23 protein-coding genes and 3 pseudogenes are annotated in these 16,981 nt (G+C 41.1%); 25 read left to right on the top strand and 1 reads right to left on the bottom strand.

The window, feature by feature from the left end:
- The 5 genes and pseudogenes from BLT91_RS31645 to BLT91_RS15605 form a co-directional block, all read left to right on the top strand.
- A pseudogene (locus BLT91_RS31645) lies at positions 1 to 960 on the top strand (hypothetical protein); the annotation flags it as partial.
- Between the two features lie 11 nt (positions 961 to 971).
- Complete coding sequence (locus BLT91_RS15620; RefSeq protein WP_090822477.1) at positions 972 to 1,391, top strand: hypothetical protein; 420 nt, start codon at positions 972 to 974, stop codon at positions 1,389 to 1,391.
- Between the two features lie 244 nt (positions 1,392 to 1,635).
- Positions 1,636 to 1,962: pseudogene (locus BLT91_RS15615) on the top strand (NucA/NucB deoxyribonuclease domain-containing protein); the annotation flags it as partial.
- A gap of 28 nt (positions 1,963 to 1,990) precedes the next feature.
- Positions 1,991 to 2,605: a hypothetical protein gene (locus BLT91_RS15610; protein ID WP_217635231.1), complete on the top strand. Its 615-nt coding sequence runs from the start codon at positions 1,991 to 1,993 to the stop codon at positions 2,603 to 2,605.
- Positions 2,606 to 3,251: 646 nt separating this feature from the next.
- Positions 3,252 to 4,028 (top strand): replication initiation factor family protein, encoded by a 777-nt coding sequence (locus BLT91_RS15605; protein WP_090822471.1) that lies wholly within the window; start codon positions 3,252 to 3,254, stop codon positions 4,026 to 4,028.
- 162 nt (positions 4,029 to 4,190) lie between these two features.
- Here BLT91_RS15605 and BLT91_RS15600 read toward each other — a convergent pair whose 3' ends face one another.
- Positions 4,191 to 4,412 (bottom strand): helix-turn-helix domain-containing protein, encoded by a 222-nt coding sequence (locus tag BLT91_RS15600; RefSeq protein ID WP_090822469.1) that lies wholly within the window; start codon positions 4,410 to 4,412, stop codon positions 4,191 to 4,193.
- Positions 4,413 to 4,618: 206 nt separating this feature from the next.
- Here BLT91_RS15600 and BLT91_RS15595 point away from each other — a divergent pair.
- The 20 genes and pseudogenes from BLT91_RS15595 to BLT91_RS15505 all read left to right on the top strand — a co-directional run bounded on the left by BLT91_RS15595 (position 4,619) and on the right by BLT91_RS15505 (position 16,907).
- A pseudogene (locus BLT91_RS15595) lies at positions 4,619 to 5,400 on the top strand (recombinase family protein).
- Complete coding sequence (locus BLT91_RS15590) at positions 5,384 to 5,668, top strand: hypothetical protein (RefSeq protein ID WP_090822467.1); 285 nt, start codon at positions 5,384 to 5,386, stop codon at positions 5,666 to 5,668. Before BLT91_RS15595 ends, BLT91_RS15590 begins: the two are co-directional and overlap by 17 nt.
- 189 nt (positions 5,669 to 5,857) lie before the next feature.
- Complete coding sequence (locus BLT91_RS15585) at positions 5,858 to 7,093, top strand: IS110 family RNA-guided transposase (protein WP_090822464.1); 1,236 nt, start codon at positions 5,858 to 5,860, stop codon at positions 7,091 to 7,093.
- A gap of 424 nt (positions 7,094 to 7,517) precedes the next feature.
- Entirely contained in the window at positions 7,518 to 7,838 is a 321-nt protein-coding gene (locus BLT91_RS15580) for a hypothetical protein (RefSeq protein ID WP_090822462.1), read from the top strand.
- A gap of 39 nt (positions 7,839 to 7,877) precedes the next feature.
- A complete protein-coding gene (locus BLT91_RS31640) occupies positions 7,878 to 8,036 on the top strand; it encodes a hypothetical protein (RefSeq protein WP_175532320.1) in 159 nt (52 codons plus the stop codon).
- Between the two features lie 12 nt (positions 8,037 to 8,048).
- The gene (locus tag BLT91_RS15575; protein ID WP_090822460.1) at positions 8,049 to 8,411 is read left to right on the top strand and encodes a DUF6572 domain-containing protein; all 363 of its coding nucleotides are present in this window, start codon (positions 8,049 to 8,051) and stop codon (positions 8,409 to 8,411) included.
- A gap of 121 nt (positions 8,412 to 8,532) precedes the next feature.
- Positions 8,533 to 9,690, top strand: a complete 1,158-nt coding sequence (locus BLT91_RS15570) for a stalk domain-containing protein (RefSeq protein ID WP_090822459.1) — start codon at positions 8,533 to 8,535, stop codon at positions 9,688 to 9,690.
- Positions 9,691 to 9,926: 236 nt separating this feature from the next.
- Entirely contained in the window at positions 9,927 to 10,151 is a 225-nt protein-coding gene (locus tag BLT91_RS15565) for a hypothetical protein (RefSeq protein ID WP_090822457.1), read from the top strand.
- Positions 10,152 to 10,300: 149 nt separating this feature from the next.
- Positions 10,301 to 10,645: a hypothetical protein gene (locus BLT91_RS15560; protein WP_141224998.1), complete on the top strand. Its 345-nt coding sequence runs from the start codon at positions 10,301 to 10,303 to the stop codon at positions 10,643 to 10,645.
- A gap of 12 nt (positions 10,646 to 10,657) precedes the next feature.
- Positions 10,658 to 10,987: a hypothetical protein gene (locus BLT91_RS15555; RefSeq protein ID WP_090822452.1), complete on the top strand. Its 330-nt coding sequence runs from the start codon at positions 10,658 to 10,660 to the stop codon at positions 10,985 to 10,987.
- A 190-nt stretch (positions 10,988 to 11,177) separates the two neighbouring features.
- A complete protein-coding gene (locus tag BLT91_RS15550; RefSeq protein ID WP_175532319.1) occupies positions 11,178 to 11,471 on the top strand; it encodes a hypothetical protein in 294 nt (97 codons plus the stop codon).
- Positions 11,472 to 11,537: 66 nt separating this feature from the next.
- Entirely contained in the window at positions 11,538 to 11,765 is a 228-nt protein-coding gene (locus BLT91_RS15545) for a type II toxin-antitoxin system VapC family toxin (RefSeq protein ID WP_141224997.1), read from the top strand.
- Complete coding sequence (locus BLT91_RS15540) at positions 11,766 to 12,029, top strand: hypothetical protein (RefSeq protein ID WP_090822445.1); 264 nt, start codon at positions 11,766 to 11,768, stop codon at positions 12,027 to 12,029.
- A 240-nt stretch (positions 12,030 to 12,269) separates the two neighbouring features.
- On the top strand, positions 12,270 to 12,641 hold the full coding sequence (locus BLT91_RS15535; protein ID WP_090822443.1) for a hypothetical protein: 372 nt from the start codon (positions 12,270 to 12,272) through the stop codon (positions 12,639 to 12,641).
- An 879-nt stretch (positions 12,642 to 13,520) separates the two neighbouring features.
- Positions 13,521 to 14,057: a C40 family peptidase gene (locus BLT91_RS15525; protein ID WP_090822437.1), complete on the top strand. Its 537-nt coding sequence runs from the start codon at positions 13,521 to 13,523 to the stop codon at positions 14,055 to 14,057.
- A 152-nt stretch (positions 14,058 to 14,209) separates the two neighbouring features.
- Positions 14,210 to 14,344 carry a hypothetical protein gene (locus tag BLT91_RS33540; RefSeq protein ID WP_302847498.1) on the top strand — a complete coding sequence of 45 codons (135 nt, stop codon included), beginning with the start codon at positions 14,210 to 14,212 and terminating at the stop codon, positions 14,342 to 14,344.
- Positions 14,323 to 14,541 (top strand): helix-turn-helix domain-containing protein, encoded by a 219-nt coding sequence (locus BLT91_RS15520; protein ID WP_090822435.1) that lies wholly within the window; start codon positions 14,323 to 14,325, stop codon positions 14,539 to 14,541. Before BLT91_RS33540 ends, BLT91_RS15520 begins: the two co-directional genes overlap by 22 nt.
- 170 nt (positions 14,542 to 14,711) lie before the next feature.
- Positions 14,712 to 14,912, top strand: a complete 201-nt coding sequence (locus BLT91_RS15515; RefSeq protein ID WP_028555213.1) for a cold-shock protein — start codon at positions 14,712 to 14,714, stop codon at positions 14,910 to 14,912.
- Between the two features lie 230 nt (positions 14,913 to 15,142).
- Positions 15,143 to 16,069 (top strand): carbohydrate ABC transporter permease, encoded by a 927-nt coding sequence (locus BLT91_RS15510; RefSeq protein WP_254776969.1) that lies wholly within the window; start codon positions 15,143 to 15,145, stop codon positions 16,067 to 16,069.
- Positions 16,059 to 16,907, top strand: coding sequence for a carbohydrate ABC transporter permease (locus BLT91_RS15505; RefSeq protein ID WP_090822430.1), 849 nt, complete (start codon positions 16,059 to 16,061; stop codon positions 16,905 to 16,907). Before BLT91_RS15510 ends, BLT91_RS15505 begins: the two co-directional genes overlap by 11 nt.
- Positions 16,908 to 16,981 lie beyond the last annotated feature (74 nt).

The following is a 16,981-nucleotide window of genomic DNA, read 5'->3' as shown; positions in this document are numbered from 1 at the left end:
GGCAATGGTGAGCCGGACAATACCCCACCGCCACTGACGCCAGAGCAAAATGCACAAAAGAAGCATCTTTACTTGGAAGATGTGACTGGGCTTGCAGAGATGGATATGTCTGTCGCAGATGAACCAGGTTCATCAGAAGAACTAAATGATAATCAAAGTGTTCTGGGGTATGCAGCAGACAAATCTCTGAATAGCTTTAAGGAGATAGGGAATGCCGTTGTAAATGGTTTCCAGACACGAGCAGATAAATCACTTGATTCTCCATATGATTTTGTGAACTATGCCACAATGGGGACAACGAATGCAGTAGTGTCAGGAGCACAAAATAGAGCGGAGAAAATGTGGGACTCTCCCTACGATTTTGCGAATTGGTTGTCCTTTGGGATAGTTGGGACCATAAAAGGAGCAATTGCCCCAGAAGAGCCATTATCTGCACAACATTGGTTAGATAGTTTTGGTGTTGCAGCACTTGTCACAGGGGGTATAGAAGCAGGACTTACAGTCGATATTGAAGCTACGACGTCCGCCATCGTTGTTGAAGGAACTGGTGGTTATTTCGAAGGATTTGTTGCAGGCGACAATATGGGTAGTATGCTTCGTTCTGAGGGGACGGGTGAAGCTGATCCACTTGGAGGTGCGTATAAAGATGTTCCAGCTAATGGTGGTCAGGTTCATCACATGCCCGCAAACTCGGTAAGTCCCTACAGTAGAGGAGAAGGACCTGGTATTAGAATGGAAACTGATGACCATATGGATACAGCGAGCTGGGGAAGCTCAAAGAAGAACCAGGAATATAGAGCCCAGCAAAAAGAACTTATTGATAATGGAAAGTTTGAAGAAGCGCAACAAATGGATATAAATGATGTTCGTTCAAAATTTGGTAATAAGTATGACGAAGGTATCCAACAAATGTTAGACTATACGAAGAGACTTCGTAACATGCCTGAAATGGATGAATAGGAGGATAACACATGGAGTTCAAAATAAATCCGTATATAGGGGCAGGAAGGGTACTGCTTGGAATGACTCCAAATGAAGTTCAAGAAGCCTTAGGAGCCTATCCTAAAAAAAAATTTCGCAAATTTAAAGATGATGATTTTGAAACAGATTCTTACGAATGGTGTTATGTATACTATAAAGAACCAGGTATATGTGAAGCTATTGAATTTCACGCCCCGTCTTCTGTTACTTTTAACGAACAAAACCTTCTTGGCAGACCGTATGCAGAAGTTAGAGATATTTTAAAGCAATATGATGATACGTTACAATTTGAAGAGTCAGGACTTACCTCAATTAGATTTGGATTTGGATTATATGCTCCATTTGCCGGAGATGAACCTTCTGAGCCAGTAGAAGGAGTAATTGTTTTCGAGAAAGGGTATTACGATTAATCCTTAAAATAACTCTCAGACCTTGATTGGCTTTATGCCTTTCAAGGTTTCTTTTTCGGTGGTGGTGGGTACTCAGTGCCGAATGAACCCCTCATTCAACCAACCAGGTCGGCTCCCTGACAGAAAACCAAGCAAGCTGGTATAATGGTGGTAATTGGTAAAATGATAGCCGCCTTTTCTTTTAATAGATTTTAAGATTACAGCATAGGGGACGGGTAATCCTGTATTTGAAGTCTCTAGAGAACAGTATCCGAATCATGCTAATATGTTAGAAAATGCGCAGGAAAACGGACATTCCTTAGAGAACCTTCAAAGAGGAGGAGGAACACGAGAAGCACAGAAGAACCGTTATGAAGCCCAAAAACAAATCAGAAAAGAACAAGGGCCTCCTCCAGAAGGGCATGATTACGATGAGTTTCCTTATGCTTCCACTAAACAAGGTGGTGCTGGAGCGCATGTTGAACCCGTTCCGAGTGAAGAGAACCAGGCGGTTGGAAGAGATTTGGGACAGTTTTATAAGAAAAATGGTATAAATGAGAATGATTCTTTCGATATAAAAATTACTGATTGAAGAATGGCCGCTGTAAGAGTTAACTCAAGTGGTTATCTATACAAACACTTTTACAGCGGTCAATAATATGGGGGTTGTAATGTTAAAGGATTTGTTTAATGAGTTCATTGAATTGTCTAAAGAATTACGACCAGAATACCCAGACAGTTTGGGAAATGAAAAAAAAGATTGGTCCAATGTTTTCCAAATGAAATCTGATATACCGAGATTATTTGAAGTGATTTATAGTACTGTGCAAGGAACAAAAAGGGATATTAACGATCAAAGATTAATGGATTTCATACCTGGATATCGACTTATACACATCGATGAATTTGTCCTTGAGAAAAAAAATCTGGATAATATTTTGAATGCTCAGACTAAAATAGCAATGGTGGTACCTCTTTTGGCCAATTACTCTAGTGATTTCATTTGTTATGTAGAGAATTTTGACGGAGAAGGTTGCATCTGTATATTGTTACACGATGAGAGAGAACTAAATTTGATGTACAGTACGCCTGAAAAGTTTCTTGAAACTATTAATGAGTTTTACAAGCAGCATGTATATTTTTTAGACGATGATGGTTATCTTGATTATGACTGGGAAAAAGAAGGTATCATTGGTTCAAGCCTTAATCCTGACGTAAAATACTGGACATCGTAAATAATCAGTAGCCTTGATTGGCCTCGTGCCTCTCAAGGTTTCTTTTTTATCCGCCGCTGTACCGCTAACAACACGAAATAACCGCTCAGAGAGTATGAGAGACAAAATGAAAATCCCGAAATTTTCATAGAACTCATGAAAATGAAAATTTAACATGAAATTGTGGTGGTAGAAATAACAAAAACAGGATTTTCTCATAAGACTCATGAAGGTGATCGTTTTATGTGAAGCGATGGTGGTGTTGGACAACTCATGCATCCACTGAATGACTAACGCAAACCCGGAGTGATGACGTTTGTTAACGGCAGACCATACAAATTACCTGAACGGCAGCAGAATAGCGCAGAACGAAAGATCGTGGGTTTCAACATTAAGGATTGACCATGCAATGGAGTGTGTGTCATAATACACATACAGCGGACAGCCGATCAATGGCTGCGAGCAACTTAATAAACGATAAACTTGAGAAAACCAACTTTACGGCACTTGAAAAACACTTAACGGTGATTTCAGGTGCCTTTTTGCGTTCAGATGATCTGACGGGAGGCAGGATTCAGTGCAGGAATATAATTAAGTATTAGTCGGTTAACTATTAAATTTTATGCGCGCGAGGACAAATGCCCATGAGACAAGGAGCGAAGCAAACATGGAAATAGCTGTATCAACAGATAAATTGGTGGTCGAGTATCGGGATGTACCGTTTGGATTTTTCTTTGGATGGTATACGCGGCTAATGATAGGGCGGAAATATCATATACGACGAACGGAGTACAAAAAGATTTACGTGTATCAGATGCACATACGACTTGATAAAGGTGTGTACTTGCATGTATTCTACCGAAATTTTAGAGAAATAGACGGTGCTTTATTTACGTTACGTGTGGAGGCTCGCCCCGAACACTTTGAACGGTTCCCTGAAATTATGGAAGAACTGAGGAATATGGCGAGTGGGATTGATTTTGTTAACTGTGACGTTGCGTATGATGTGCCCTATGCGCTTGGGGATGTGTTTGTTGCACCTAACGATATGCGGCGCAAGCTACGGCAGCATAAAGGGACTCGGTACTTTGGATTGCCTAAGCAACGAAAGCAGAATGGATATTGTCGGGTATATGATAAAGCACTGGAACTGTGGCAGCGGCATGGCATGGAGTATGATGGTAACTTGACCCGAATCGAAATGGTCTACAAGCCAGAGATGAAAATGAAGCTGATGGAGATAGAAGGTTACCCGCCGGAACAGAACAAGCACTACTTTGCGAGTGTGATTACAGACTGGTCTATGTTTACACCGAAACAAGTGGAACGGATACGGAACTGGCAGCTCGGAGAAGAAACGTATACAAGGCACGTTAGAGAGACAATAAAAAAGACACTTGCCAATCAGGTTGTGGATTTCAACCGACTGGCAAGCGAACAATAGAAAACGATATTGAAGCAGCCATGTGCTGCGATACTGGGAAAAGCAATTACGTAGATCGACATACAGCACCCGTTTTGCAAGGTTCAATAGTCGAGCAAGGGAATTTTACGTATAGCATTGTTGAATGGGTGCACAAGTGGGAATGCGAACGCGAGAAACGGTTTAACTGGGTATGGGTGGCTCCATAACGATAAGATCATTAACGGAAATGTTTAACGCTCCACAAATAACAGCAATAGTGCTGAGATATACGCGACTGATGGTTGGTTTGCAAAGGTCGCTGATGGTTGACGGACGCAGATCGGTCAGCTTGGCAAGCTGATGCTGAGACATGTTGCGCTCTTGAAGAATGTCCTTTAGACGGATACGGACAGTAAGTTCCATGATGTTACCCTCCCCCTTGTTTGATGGTCATGCATAATATACAACCTTCACCGTTAAGAAAACGACTATAAATTTGCGGGTTGTGTAGATCGGGTTGCGGATCGTATAGTATGCATCAACGGTCGAGCGTTACAAGCGGCAAGTTATCCGCAGAAAACGGACGAACGAGACACGGACTACAATTGCTGTGGTGGGAGGGGATTTTCTTGAGGGAGAAAGTCGTCGGATACATTAGGGTTTCAACGTATGGACAGATGAAAGACGGGTACAGTTTGACCTATCAACTGGAGGGATTGAACGGTTTTGTGAGATGAACGACTTCGAACTGCTCCGTGTGTATGAGGATAAGGGCATAAGCGGAGCGGCAGTTGATGAAGAAGGCTTGAGCATTGAACGTGAAGGGTTGCAGGAGATGCTGGCTGACCTGAAACAGCAGACTGTGAAGCATGTTGTTGTATTAAACACGTCGCGGCTTTGGCGCTCTGACATGGCAAAAGTGCTGATCCAACGAGAATTGAAGCGTCATAAGGTAGATGTGAAGGCGATTGAACAGCCGAACTACAGTATTTACGCGCATGACCCGAACGACTTTCTAGTAAACGGCATGTTGGAGCTATTAGACCAGTACCAACGATTAGAAATTGCAATGAAGCTGAGCCGTGGCAGAAAAAAGAAAGCTGAGCAAGGCGGCTATGCTGGTGGCGGCGTGGTTTTTGGCTACACAGCAAAGAAAGGTTCAAAAGTGATAGAAATTGATGAGGCGCAAGCAGTGGTTGTACGGCGACTATTTGAACTGCGAGACTTATTCCCTCAATGGTCGCTGTCACGATTGGCAGAACAATTGAACAGGGATGGATTTCAAACACGTAGAGGTAAACGGTTTACTGATGTGCAAGTGTTTCGGATATTAGAACGCGAAGATTTCTACAAGGGAACTTACCGCTACGGCAACATTAAAGCGGAGGGCAAACATGCAGCCATCATATAGAGCAGATGAGCCAACGAAGGTGATTGCTGACCATTACGAACAGGTTGTTGAGGAAGAAACTGAACTACTTGACCGCATACGAACGTATGAAGTGTACCTTAGAACACTGATGGAACAAACTTACCGCAGTGGAGAACGGTACCACAAGCTTACTGTTGAGGATATATTAACGGCAGTTTTTATGATTAGCATCAATTTGCGTACCGAACTGTTGCATGTGCAGCTTGAAAAGGCCTTGCTGTCGTGCCAAATGAGACAACCGGATTGATGGTGAAAAATATTTTTGATAGCACTTAAATTTTGACCACATTTTGTTGAATATTAGGGCAGCAAGAGTTGAAAGGTTTTGGAATGGATAGGCTTGCGTCCCGTTGCGCATCGAAAGATGAACGCTTGAGCTGAGGTTGCCGACATTCTTAAACATTCAACGAACAACCATAAACAGGGGTGATGCCTTTTGCATTACAAACAGAAGCATATTTACGTAGGAATTGACCTGCACAAGAAAACCCACACGGCGGTAGTCATTAACTGCTGGAACGAAAAGCTGGGCGAAATCCAATTTGAGAACAAGCCTGCCGCCTTTGACGAACTGGTTGCGTATGTGAAGCAGTTCAAGAAAAGAGGCATGACCCCTGTGTATGGGTTAGAAGATGTGGGCGGCTACGGTAGGTCGCTCGCCGTGTACTTGATTGAGAACAAGCAGATTGTGAAGGAGGTCAACAGCGCACTCTCGTATGCCGAGCGAAAAAGTTACCCGACTACGCATAAAAGCGACAGTTGGGATGCCGATTGCGTGGGGAAAATCCTGCTGAACAAGCTGGACATGTTGCCGGATGCGAACCCGCAGGACATTTACTGGACAATCGGTCAATTGGTGACACGGCGCTACGGATTGGTGAAGGCAGGAATAGCATTGAAAAACCAATTGCACCAGCAGTTAAGTTACCATTATCCCAGTTACCAGAAGTTTTTCAGCGACATTGACGGCAAGTGTGCGCTGGCATTCTGGCAGGCATACCCTTCGCCGCATAAGCTGGACGGCACGACCGTGGAGCAGTTGGCCATCTTTCTACAGAAAGCCAGCAACAATGCCTGCTCGACGAGGAAGGCTGAAGAAATACAATCGCTGGTTCAAGCTGATGGCGATACCAAACGAACGTACCAAGAGCAGCGCGACTTCTTGATTCAAAGCCATGTGCGGGATTTGAAATTCAAGAAGGAAGAGATGGCTTTCGTAGAGGATGAACTACGCCTCATGATGAAGCGATTAGATTACCAACTGGAAACGATACCCGGCATTGAAGTCGTGACAGCCGCCTATCTCGTAGCGGAAATTGGGGATGTGCGCCGCTTCTCAAGTGCGGACAAACTGGCACGGTTTGCAGGCATAGCTCCGGTAATATTTAGCTCTGCGGGAAAAGGAAGCAACCAAAAGAGCAAGCAAGGCAACCGTGTACTGCATGGGCTGTTTTACAATCTTGCGGTGCAGCAGGTACAAGTTTCAAAAGGTAGCAAGATTGCTAGAAACCCCGTGTTTCTTGAATACTATAAGCGGAAACTTGCTGAAGGTAAAACAAAGGGACAGGCATTGGTGTGCATCATGCGACGACTGGTCAACATTATCTATGGTATGTTGAAAAACAAAACGGCCTACAAGCTGCCCGAAGTCGTAGAAAAGCAAGCTGTTTAGCGTTAAAATGGTGGTAATTGGTTAGCCGAGCCAGTGCCACCTTTTCAAAAGATTGTTTAGCTTTACAACATAGGGGACGAGTAAACTTGAAGAAGTTGATCAACTTGCTAAAAACTACAATTTAAGTGATGAGACTTTTAATGATCATATTCTAGATCGTCACGGACCAGACTCTACTGTTGCGAATAAGAGTAAATTTAATCCTGATTTCGATATTAAACAGGGAATTGATGACACTCTTACAGGGGCAGACTCATTAATCAAACCCAATTCTTATGGTCGGGATGGGTATATTTTTCAAAAAACCTATGATAGCCCGATCGGCGTAAATAAGTTTAATGATCCAGTAAGTACTTTGAAAGTGGTTCTTGATGAAGGCGGAAATGTTATTACGGCTTTCCCCATAAAGTAAGGAGTGAATACTATGGCAATAACTTTTTGTTTAGCGAATAGTGTTGATGAAGCAAAATTGACCAATGAAGTTGTGGATTTTGATGACGATATTCATACAGTGTTGTATGAACATCGTGGGGATTTTCCACCTCAGTATCATTTTCTGATTGAGTTTGACCCCTATGGTGATGAAATTTTAAATGCAAAAGATATAGAGTCACTAGTTGAAACATGTAATTATCTCAAAATGAATTTTGGTAAGGAGAATGAAATCCATTTTGCGGAACGGTTAAAGAATCTGTGTTTAAAGGCTTTAGAAAGTAATAAATCTATTGTTGCTTTAGGTGATTAATCGAAGAGGCTGACTCATATTTTTGAGTCACCCTCTCTTATGACAAGAACTCGTCCGACAGGCATGGTAACTGGGAGAACGTTTCAAGTTGTCGGCAAAGGAAAAGGGAGTTACACAGGTGGGACTGAAATACCACCAACAAGAGTTAACGTAGTAAGACCAAGACCACCTGGAACAGGGCCGGTTGAAAGTGACTGAGGGGTGAAAGGCTTGACACTTGAGAACGCAAATGAATTGGACTCCATAGGGTTGGATAAAGTTACTGGCGAAGTTAATCTCACAATTAAAGATGATGTGGATTGGAATGATATTCAATTGCATTTAAGTTTACTTCAGGAAAAAATAAACACTTATTTAAGTTTTATAGAAAGCGGAGAGATTGATTCCTCTTATCCTAAATCAATTAATAAAAGGAAAAAAATCACGATTTATTTCAAGCACCAGGTATGTGATGAAGCAATAGAATTTTTGACACAAGCGAACCAAATAGTGATAGACGCAGGGTTTGGGTTTGAATGTTTAGAATGGAATCCAACAGAAACTGGTACTCAATGGGTTCGGTTATTTAGCTAAATGCACTTGTATAATCACCTGTAAATATAATAAAACTGTCGATTAATTTATTCTAGGCGCTTTTATAGGCAAGGTTACACTTAACCAGAAATTAATCGACAGTCTCAAAGGAGCAGATTCTATGTCTAAGAAACTATTACTACTTATCTTTTTATTATTTGTACTTGGGCTATCAAATACTGTGTATGCGGAGGAGCAGCCCATTCAAGTGCTGGTTGACGGCGAAAAAATCGACTTTGAAGAACCGCCTTTTCTTCAGGATGGAACGACGCTAGTACCTTTTCGCCCAATCTTCGAAAACTTGGGGATTCAAATTCAATGGGATGCAGAAACTAAGACTATTACCGGAACGAAGAATAAATTCAAGATCGTTTTGCAAATTGGCAAAAGTACGGCCAACATCAACGGTAAGGAGCAAAAATTATCCGTGGCCCCCCAGATTATTAACGGAAGCACCTTCGTTCCGCTGCGTTTTGTCGGAGAAGCTACGGGTCAATCGGTCATATGGGATGGGACCGTGAGACGAATTTATATTCATTCCTCCCTTTTAAGTTATTTGAATAAAACTATTTATTTTACAGACAGCAAGTTAACCTATGAAGGTGAAACGAAGGATGGTAAGAGAGAAGGAAACGGCAAGTTTATTTCAAATGGAAAGTTAATCTACGAAGGCCAGTTTCATGACGGGAAAATGGAAGGGCAAGGTAAGCTTTACTACAAAGGAGGACAACTTTTCTATGAAGGACAATGGACAAAAGGGCAAATAAATGGTCATGGTAAGCTCTATAAAGAGAACGGAAATTTGTGGTATGATGCGAATTTTATAGATAATGAGATAAAGGGACAGGGTACGTTTTATTATGCATCCGGCGGCGTCTATGTAGGCGATCTGATTGATGGAGAAGCCATGGGACAAGGGAAGTACGTCTCCGATAAAGGTACTACGTTTTATGACGGTGAATGGAATCACTTTCACTATGAAGGTAAAGGAAAGACATATTTTGTCGATGGGACAGTCCGATATGAAGGAGATTTCAAAGACAACAAGGCTAACGGTAAAGGGAAATCGTATTACACCAATGGCGTGTTGCGGGCAGAAGGAGACTTCAAGAACGATTTGTTAGACGGCTTCGGAAAATTCTACGATAAGGCAGGGACTTTAATCTACGAAGGTGAGTACAAGGCGGACAAACTTCATGGTAAAGGCAAGTTGTATAATTCCGATGGTACGTTACAATTCGAAGGCGAGTTTAAGGACGGTAAACCGGTAACTCCGTAACCTGTTGGATATAAGATGATCACCGGCTCCTTCCCTAAATGGGAGAGGGACGGTGATTTTTCGTTTGAAAGAAAATTCACATATACGAACGTGTAATCGAATCGGCTTGAAAGATTATGTGTCAGTGGTGGGGCTAACCAGTGTCGAATGAGCAAAATATTCAACCAATAACACACTTTACCCATATAACAACCGTATATAAAGATTTCGTCATTTCGGTTGTATGCACATAAAGCTTGAATAGGTATAACCTAAATAATGCTTTTGCGTTAACTCTATATGGTGGCGGTGAGGACGGAGACGGCGGCAGTGGTGATGCTGATAACGGAGACAAGCCGGAAAATCCCCCAACACCCCCGATACCTGAGCAAATTGCGGATGGGAAGCATCTCTTCTTGGAAGATGAGACAGGCCCAGCGTCATGGAGCTATCGGCTGGAGATTAACCGGGCAATTCAGTGACCAATGCAACAGTTTCGGAGTACTGTGATACTTCGGAAGTTCGTATGATTGGACAGGTGAAATTGCTTTCGATGTAACTGCTTGGATAGCTGGGACGGTGGAGTACTACCGGGCCGGAAATCAGACCGTGGCGCAAAGACTGTTCAGAAATGCGCGGTTTATTGGTGATGATGACGATGATCATGGAAATCATGGAAGTCATGGAAGTCATGGGAATCAAGGTAATCATCAAAATAATGGCCAACATCGCGGATGGTTTGACGATGAAGAAAAATTCGGAAGGAAAAATCGTGTATGGGCGGACCGATGCGCTGGGCAGTGTAAAGGATGTGACGAACGATAAAGGGAAATCGCTGATGCAATACCGGTACGACGCGTTTGGGAACATTGTGAGCGGATTTTCGAACCCTTATACGTCGGCGGCCATGTATGCAGGGAAACAGTATGATCCCAAAGCCGCTAATGGAAATGTTGTAACAGTCATTCCAAGATAAGGGGTTAGCTAAATGTTCATTCAATTTGACGAATACGAGTTACTCAAACTGTTCGAGAGTGAACCAGTAACTATCGGTGAAAAAGAAGCAGGAGTGTTTATTTATAGTAAAACTGACAGCTTCGGATTTAAGCTTGTCATGACCTTTTCAATATACGAAAAAGAATGTAGCTTAAGTCTAAACCATCATAGCTATGAAACTCCGATATTTGATGTGAAATTGAAAGATGTAGAGAGAATTTCTTGTAATTATAAGCAACTAAAAATCCAACGTAATAATAGCGAAAAGTGCATTGAAGCTATTTTTAAGCCGAATTTTTCATTAAACATCCTAAATTTATGATGTTGTGTATGGTGAAGTAAAGAATGTTATAGATAATGGTTTGACACAAAAAGGAAACCAGTCATATTCAATTTTCATTGATGCAGGGAAAACAATAGGGACTGCAGGAGAAACAACGATAAAAGTTGTAATTTCAGAGGATGGCGGTATGCTTAGTGCGTACCCAGTTAAGTAAGGAGGTATCATCTATATGATTAATGTAATTGAAAGATTCTTAGAAGCTGAGATTTCTTCACAAGAGTTGTATGAAGATATTCATTACTTCATCACATCTTTTCACATTAGAAATGGGGAATTTGAAGCGAATGAATTTATTATTAAAAAAATGGATTCAGTAAATTTCATAATATTCCCTGAATATGTCTATCCAACTGATGGTCATAGAGAAATTCCGTATTGCAGTTCAGTTTATAAAGATGATTTGATTTCAAAAATAAATGAACACGCAAAGACAAAAGGCTTTACTGTAAAGAAATTAAAGTGATTGTATGATTACCCCGTTGTCTCAAATACTGCTGCTAAAGAGTATCTATCTAAAGGGGATGTTGATGTGCTTCGCCAATTCCTCAGCGAACGTGGAGGAAGCATTGGGAGTGCTATGACTGAGCAAGAAATCCAACAACTAATTTCGCAAGCGGAAGTACTGGGAAGAGTGTTAAAATCATCCGATGCTGCCGTAGCTGGTTCAGCAATAAAAGAAGGAGCCCCACTTATTACCAATGATGCAAGACTCGCTAAATTTCTTAATCAAGCAGGCTTCAATGTGGAGGGACATTAGATGAGTGCTTATAATATTTTAGTTGTTCAATCCAAATGTTGTAGTTGTCATCAAGATAGCAAAATAAAAATTCAGTTCAAATTCGGCGATACATGGGACTATAAATATTTTATCAGTGATGAAATCAGATGGGGAGGTAACGATACCGGAAAGAAAGGGCTAAAGAAAGTTGTGGTAGACGGAGTTGCTGAACCATGTGAAAAATGCAATGAAATTGTTTATTACTTAATTTATATTGAAAACGATTGTAATTCAATCCATTGAGCAGAACAATGGACAGTACAATTTTTTTGACTCTGAGGACTATTATTTAGTTCTTGAACCCTAGAATTTATGAGAACCTTAATTTATCCGTTTTTAAGGGGTGAAGGTGAGGGAGTATTAACACTATCATGCTACACCGGACGGAAAAAATAGAATGGAGCATCCGGAAACTGGGGATACACATTATTGGCCCGGGGATACAGTAACTGATATTCCAAATGATTGAAAGGAGTTAATTCTATGATTATTTTTGATAAACAATCTAAACATAAAGTATCAGATATAGATTTACACGATGCAGAAGTCCATGAGATTTTCTGTAATTATACAGAACATAAAATTAGAGTGCCACTCAAATTGCATAACCCTACTAGGGGGAAAGTAGAAGCTGAACTGAATTTTGAAGATGTATTGTTTGTAGATATAAGTTTGTGTGAGCCTTGGGGGGCAGGTTTTTACATTAACGAAATTATAGTAAGTAATGATACCATGTTTATTTCAAAGTTTGATGACCCCGAAAAATACATTAACAGTATTCATTTGACTATCTTGCTTAACTCGGGAGATAAGATCAACGTTGTTGCGAGCAAAATTCTTTATTTAGAAAAATAATGCTTGTTGAAGTGAGTAAGCAATAGGAGAATTTCTTGCTAAAGAAGAAATTCAAAGCGTAATAAAAACTACGGAACATGGTGCTGAAAGATTAATGAGTAGGGGTTTTAGCCCGTCAGATATTACTGATTTGAAATTGTCACCAAGTAATGTTTTATCTCAATCTGATGGTATTAGCGTGTATATCAAAGATATTGGTGCAGGAAAATTTAACGTACGTAATTCTAGAAAGTGAAAGCGGAGTTGTAACAGCATTGAAAAATATTAGTGAGAATTCTTTAAACAGACTATCTCAGAATTATGGATGGAAGTGAGGTCTAATTCCAATGAGTAACCAAACCTATCAATGTTGCTTTTGTAACAAAAATATTGAGTCAAATAAAATCGACATAACAGCACTTATTGTTATATCGAATTGGGACAAGAATCAAGACGAACAGCAAGAACAACAACTATTTTGTCATATGGAATGTTTAAGAAGTAAATTGGGGAATAATGTACCCCTATACATTGCAGATATTTTCGATTAATTAGGACTTTGGTGGGCTACCCAGTGCCTGATGATGTTGTTGTAACATCCCCTATATTATATAGTTACCAGGATGAATGAGGGTTATTCGGCTTAGAGCCGCTGTTCGAACGTCTGTCCATTAACGCATTTTTAAAGTAATTTTTTTCAACTTCTGCATAACTTTTCTCCGCTGTCAAGGAATAGATGCTCAGCCAATTCTCATGAAATTCTAAGAATGGCTGATTATGCTAGGCGTACCGTGTCTTCCTCCCTTTTCAGGTAAATACTGGGTTTTCGTAATGTGATAAGGTGGAATCAGGGTAATACAAGCCCATCACACCACGATCCATGAAGGAGGACATCCAATCATGCAAGCAATGAAGAAGAACCGCCTTATAAAATCGTTAGTGGGGATAAGCCTAAGCCTTTCCTTGTTAACTTCCGGAACGATGATCCTTAGTCCGCAGTCCGCCCATGCAGCAACGGACTCCGCGGCAACAACTGCCACTTACAGTGCAACGAGTGCCAGCAAAGATGACAGAATCGTACGTACCGCACAATCCTATATTGGTAAAGTTCGCTACAGATTTGGCGTAAGGGATACGAATCGTTTAATCTTGGACTGCTCTGCTTTTACGCAGATGGTATTTAAGAAGAATGGCATTACGATCCCATGGGGTTCAAGCGCACAAGCGAAAGTAGGAACTCCGGTTAAGCATAAAGCGCAATTAAGAAAAGGCGATCTCGTCATGTTTAGCGTTAGCAAACCGGGTCGCATTAACCATGTGGGCATATATATAGGGAATGGTAAGTTCATTAGCAACACGACCAGCTCTGGTGTGGTTATTCGTGATTTAAACACAGGTTACTGGAAAGACAGATTCATTATAGGCCGTCATTTATAATTTTTTCGGATAGAAAGCCCTATTCTCGATCCTCCTTTCTTGGTGAAGCACCGACCACAATTGAAAGGGGATGGGAGTCAGGGCTATTTGTTGACCGATGACTCTTTTTAATGATATATAAAAGAAAACCGAAAGCCTGCATAAGAATGATTTTGGCAAAATTATTAAGCCGCCCGATTGGGCAAGATCTATTCGACAAAATTAGTGCTGAAATTCGCAGACAGCAAGGCATCCAAAAAATGGTTAAGGTTGAGGGGGCACATGAATGGCGTTTCATACTAGGTTGAAAGAGCTGAGACAACAGCAAAATCTTACGCTTCGCAAGCTTGGCGAGAAAGCAGGAGTCAGTTATTCCATCCTAAATTCGATCGAAAATGGTCGAATCGAGCCGTCGAAAGATGTCGTAATTGCACTGGCAATTGCCTTGAAAGTAGAGGACAGAGAAGAACTTCTATCTTTAACAAGAAATCCCTTTGAGGGATAATTGCATTACCCAATATTGTGTGGTACAGTATTAATAGTCTTAAAGATTAAACCTGAATTGCGTATTGCAAAGGGTTATCATTTAAGTTAAATGAAACCTTTTCCAATGTGTAATTTTTTTGTTCGAAACAAGAAAAAAGACATGTTAATAAAACTTTGGAGGTATTACCCATGGCAGTAGGAACAGTTAAATGGTTTAACGCAGAAAAAGGATTTGGCTTTATCGAAGTTGAAGGCGGCAACGATGTATTCGTACATTTCTCCGCAATCACAGGCGAAGGTTTCAAATCTTTGGACGAAGGCCAACGCGTTGAGTTCAACGTAGTTCAAGGCAACCGCGGACCACAAGCTGAGAACGTTGTAAAACTGTAAGCTCAAGCTTGCACAAATAGCATTCTCGAAGAACGACTCTTAACTTTAGTTGAGGGTCGTTCTTTTTTGCGTTTTGGCCGTGTCAACACGTTATGCTGGATGGGTAACAAAATTCTTAATATATTGAAAGAAATTGGAGTTTACTCTCATAGCGATGCCCTATCATTTGTTATTATAATTAGTAAAAACATATATGAGGTGGCCGCATGGGAGCATCTGTTACAACTACATTGACAAAACGGAGAGCCGCTAAGCAGAAACGTTGGGAGTCGCCTATTGCCGGATATTTATTCATCTCTCCATGGCTAATTGGATTCTTGGGCTTGACTCTCTATCCTATGATTTTATCGCTCTATTATTCGTTTACCGATTTCAGTTTGCTGGAAAAAGCGAATTGGGTAGGGCTTAGAAATTACGAGAAAATTTTCACGACGGACACGAAGTTTTACGGGTCGGTTAAGGTTACTTTTATGTATGTTCTCGGTTCGGTGCCGTTAAGACTTATTGCCGCCTTATTTATTGCAATGTTGTTAACCAAAAGCATTAAAGGGATGTCAGCTTACCGAACCATGATCTATTTTCCTTCGCTAATCGGGGGGAGTATAGCAGTATCCATTTTATGGAAAAATATCTTCGGAAAAGATGGGTATATCAATCATATTTTTAGTTTCTTCGGAATTGAAGGAAGCGGTTGGGTAACAAGTCCCAATACAGCCTTGGGGACACTAGTGTTGCTCGTAGTTTGGCAGTTCGGTTCAGCAATGGTCATTTTTTTGGCGGGTCTCAAACAAATTCCTCAAGATCTTTACGAAGCTTCGTCGGTTGACGGAGCCAGCAAGGCGAGACAATTTTTTGCAATTACGCTGCCTATGCTTTCGCCAACTATTTATTTTAATCTCGTAATGGGGATCATCGGATCGTTCCAAATGTTTACTCCAGCTATGATTATTACGGATCGCGGTGGGCCTATGAACTCCACTTATGTGTATTCGCTTTATTTGTACGATAGGGCCTTTGGTCAGTTCCAGATGGGTTATGCTTCAGGTCTTGCTTGGATTATGTTATTGATCATTGCAGCCTCTACCGCTTTTATTTTTCTGACCTCTAAATACTGGGTCTTCTATGAATCCGAAGGGGGGAGAAGAAATGACAAATAGTTTCATGCGGAAAAATGTATACAGGCATTTGCTGCTTGCTTTTATGAGTATTGTTATGATTTATCCGGTCATTTGGTGGGTTGGGGCTTCATTGAAATCAAACAAAGAATTGAGCTCACCCAATTTGTTTCCTGCTAAACTAATGTGGAGCAATTTCGTAACCGGTTGGAACGCGATACCCAGACATTCGTTTACTGATTTTTATATCAATAACTTCCAACTCGAAGCCGGAATTTTGGTGACGACAGTGATTTCTTGCACCCTTGTTGCTTTTGGGTTTGCCCGATTGGACTTTCCGTTTCGGAACTTTTGGTTCTCAATTTTAATGCTGACGCTTATGCTTCCGAGCCAAGTCACGATCATTCCGCAATATTCGTTGTTCAATAGCTTTGGCTGGGTCAACACGTATTTGCCTTTTATCATACCGCATTCCTTGGCGGGCGGCGCAGGAGGTCCCTTCTTCGTGTTCTTGCTCGTGCAATTCATTCGGGGAATTCCTCGAGAGCTGGATGAATCAGCAAAAATTGACGGTTGCAGTTGGTTTTCCATCTATTGGAGAATCGTTATGCCGCTCACGAAACCCGCAATCGTTACCGTCATCATCTATTGTTTCTTATGGAATTGGGATGATTTCTTCGGTCATTTGCTCTATATCAATACAGTTGGGAAGTTTACGGTTGGATTGGCCTTAAGAATGCTCAACGATTCGCAATCCGTTCAAGAGTGGGGACAGCTTTTGGCAATGGGTCTTGTCTCCGTCATCCCTGCGGTCATTATCTTTTTCACAGCTCAGAAGCATTTTGTCGAGGGTGTAGCCACAACCGGGATTAAGGGGTAACGAATCCTCGGAGAATATTGAAATAAATAGTGCAGTTCTATTATATGAAAATGGACTAACAATGGTTATTATAA

It is taken from the genome of Paenibacillus sp. yr247 (assembly GCF_900103825.1).
Taxonomy (GTDB): Bacteria; Bacillota; Bacilli; order Paenibacillales; family NBRC-103111; genus Paenibacillus_E.
Note: the sequence above shows the minus strand (reverse complement) of the source record. Positions and strands in the feature narration are given on the sequence as shown.

Coding starts and splice junctions, on each gene's coding strand:
- BLT91_RS15620 (WP_090822477.1), top strand. CDS start 972: ATGGAGTTCAAAATAAATCCGTATATAGGGGCAGGAAGGGTACTGCTT.
- BLT91_RS15605 (WP_090822471.1), top strand. CDS start 3,252: ATGGAAATAGCTGTATCAACAGATAAATTGGTGGTCGAGTATCGGGAT.
- BLT91_RS15600 (WP_090822469.1), bottom strand. CDS start 4,412: ATGGAACTTACTGTCCGTATCCGTCTAAAGGACATTCTTCAAGAGCGC.
- BLT91_RS15590 (WP_090822467.1), top strand. CDS start 5,384: ATGCAGCCATCATATAGAGCAGATGAGCCAACGAAGGTGATTGCTGAC.
- BLT91_RS15580 (WP_090822462.1), top strand. CDS start 7,518: ATGGCAATAACTTTTTGTTTAGCGAATAGTGTTGATGAAGCAAAATTG.
- BLT91_RS31640 (WP_175532320.1), top strand. CDS start 7,878: ATGACAAGAACTCGTCCGACAGGCATGGTAACTGGGAGAACGTTTCAA.
- BLT91_RS15570 (WP_090822459.1), top strand. CDS start 8,533: ATGTCTAAGAAACTATTACTACTTATCTTTTTATTATTTGTACTTGGG.
- BLT91_RS15560 (WP_141224998.1), top strand. CDS start 10,301: ATGCGCGGTTTATTGGTGATGATGACGATGATCATGGAAATCATGGAA.
- BLT91_RS15555 (WP_090822452.1), top strand. CDS start 10,658: ATGTTCATTCAATTTGACGAATACGAGTTACTCAAACTGTTCGAGAGT.
- BLT91_RS15550 (WP_175532319.1), top strand. CDS start 11,178: ATGATTAATGTAATTGAAAGATTCTTAGAAGCTGAGATTTCTTCACAA.
- BLT91_RS15540 (WP_090822445.1), top strand. CDS start 11,766: ATGAGTGCTTATAATATTTTAGTTGTTCAATCCAAATGTTGTAGTTGT.
- BLT91_RS15535 (WP_090822443.1), top strand. CDS start 12,270: ATGATTATTTTTGATAAACAATCTAAACATAAAGTATCAGATATAGAT.
- BLT91_RS15525 (WP_090822437.1), top strand. CDS start 13,521: ATGCAAGCAATGAAGAAGAACCGCCTTATAAAATCGTTAGTGGGGATA.
- BLT91_RS15520 (WP_090822435.1), top strand. CDS start 14,323: ATGGCGTTTCATACTAGGTTGAAAGAGCTGAGACAACAGCAAAATCTT.
- BLT91_RS15515 (WP_028555213.1), top strand. CDS start 14,712: ATGGCAGTAGGAACAGTTAAATGGTTTAACGCAGAAAAAGGATTTGGC.
- BLT91_RS15505 (WP_090822430.1), top strand. CDS start 16,059: ATGACAAATAGTTTCATGCGGAAAAATGTATACAGGCATTTGCTGCTT.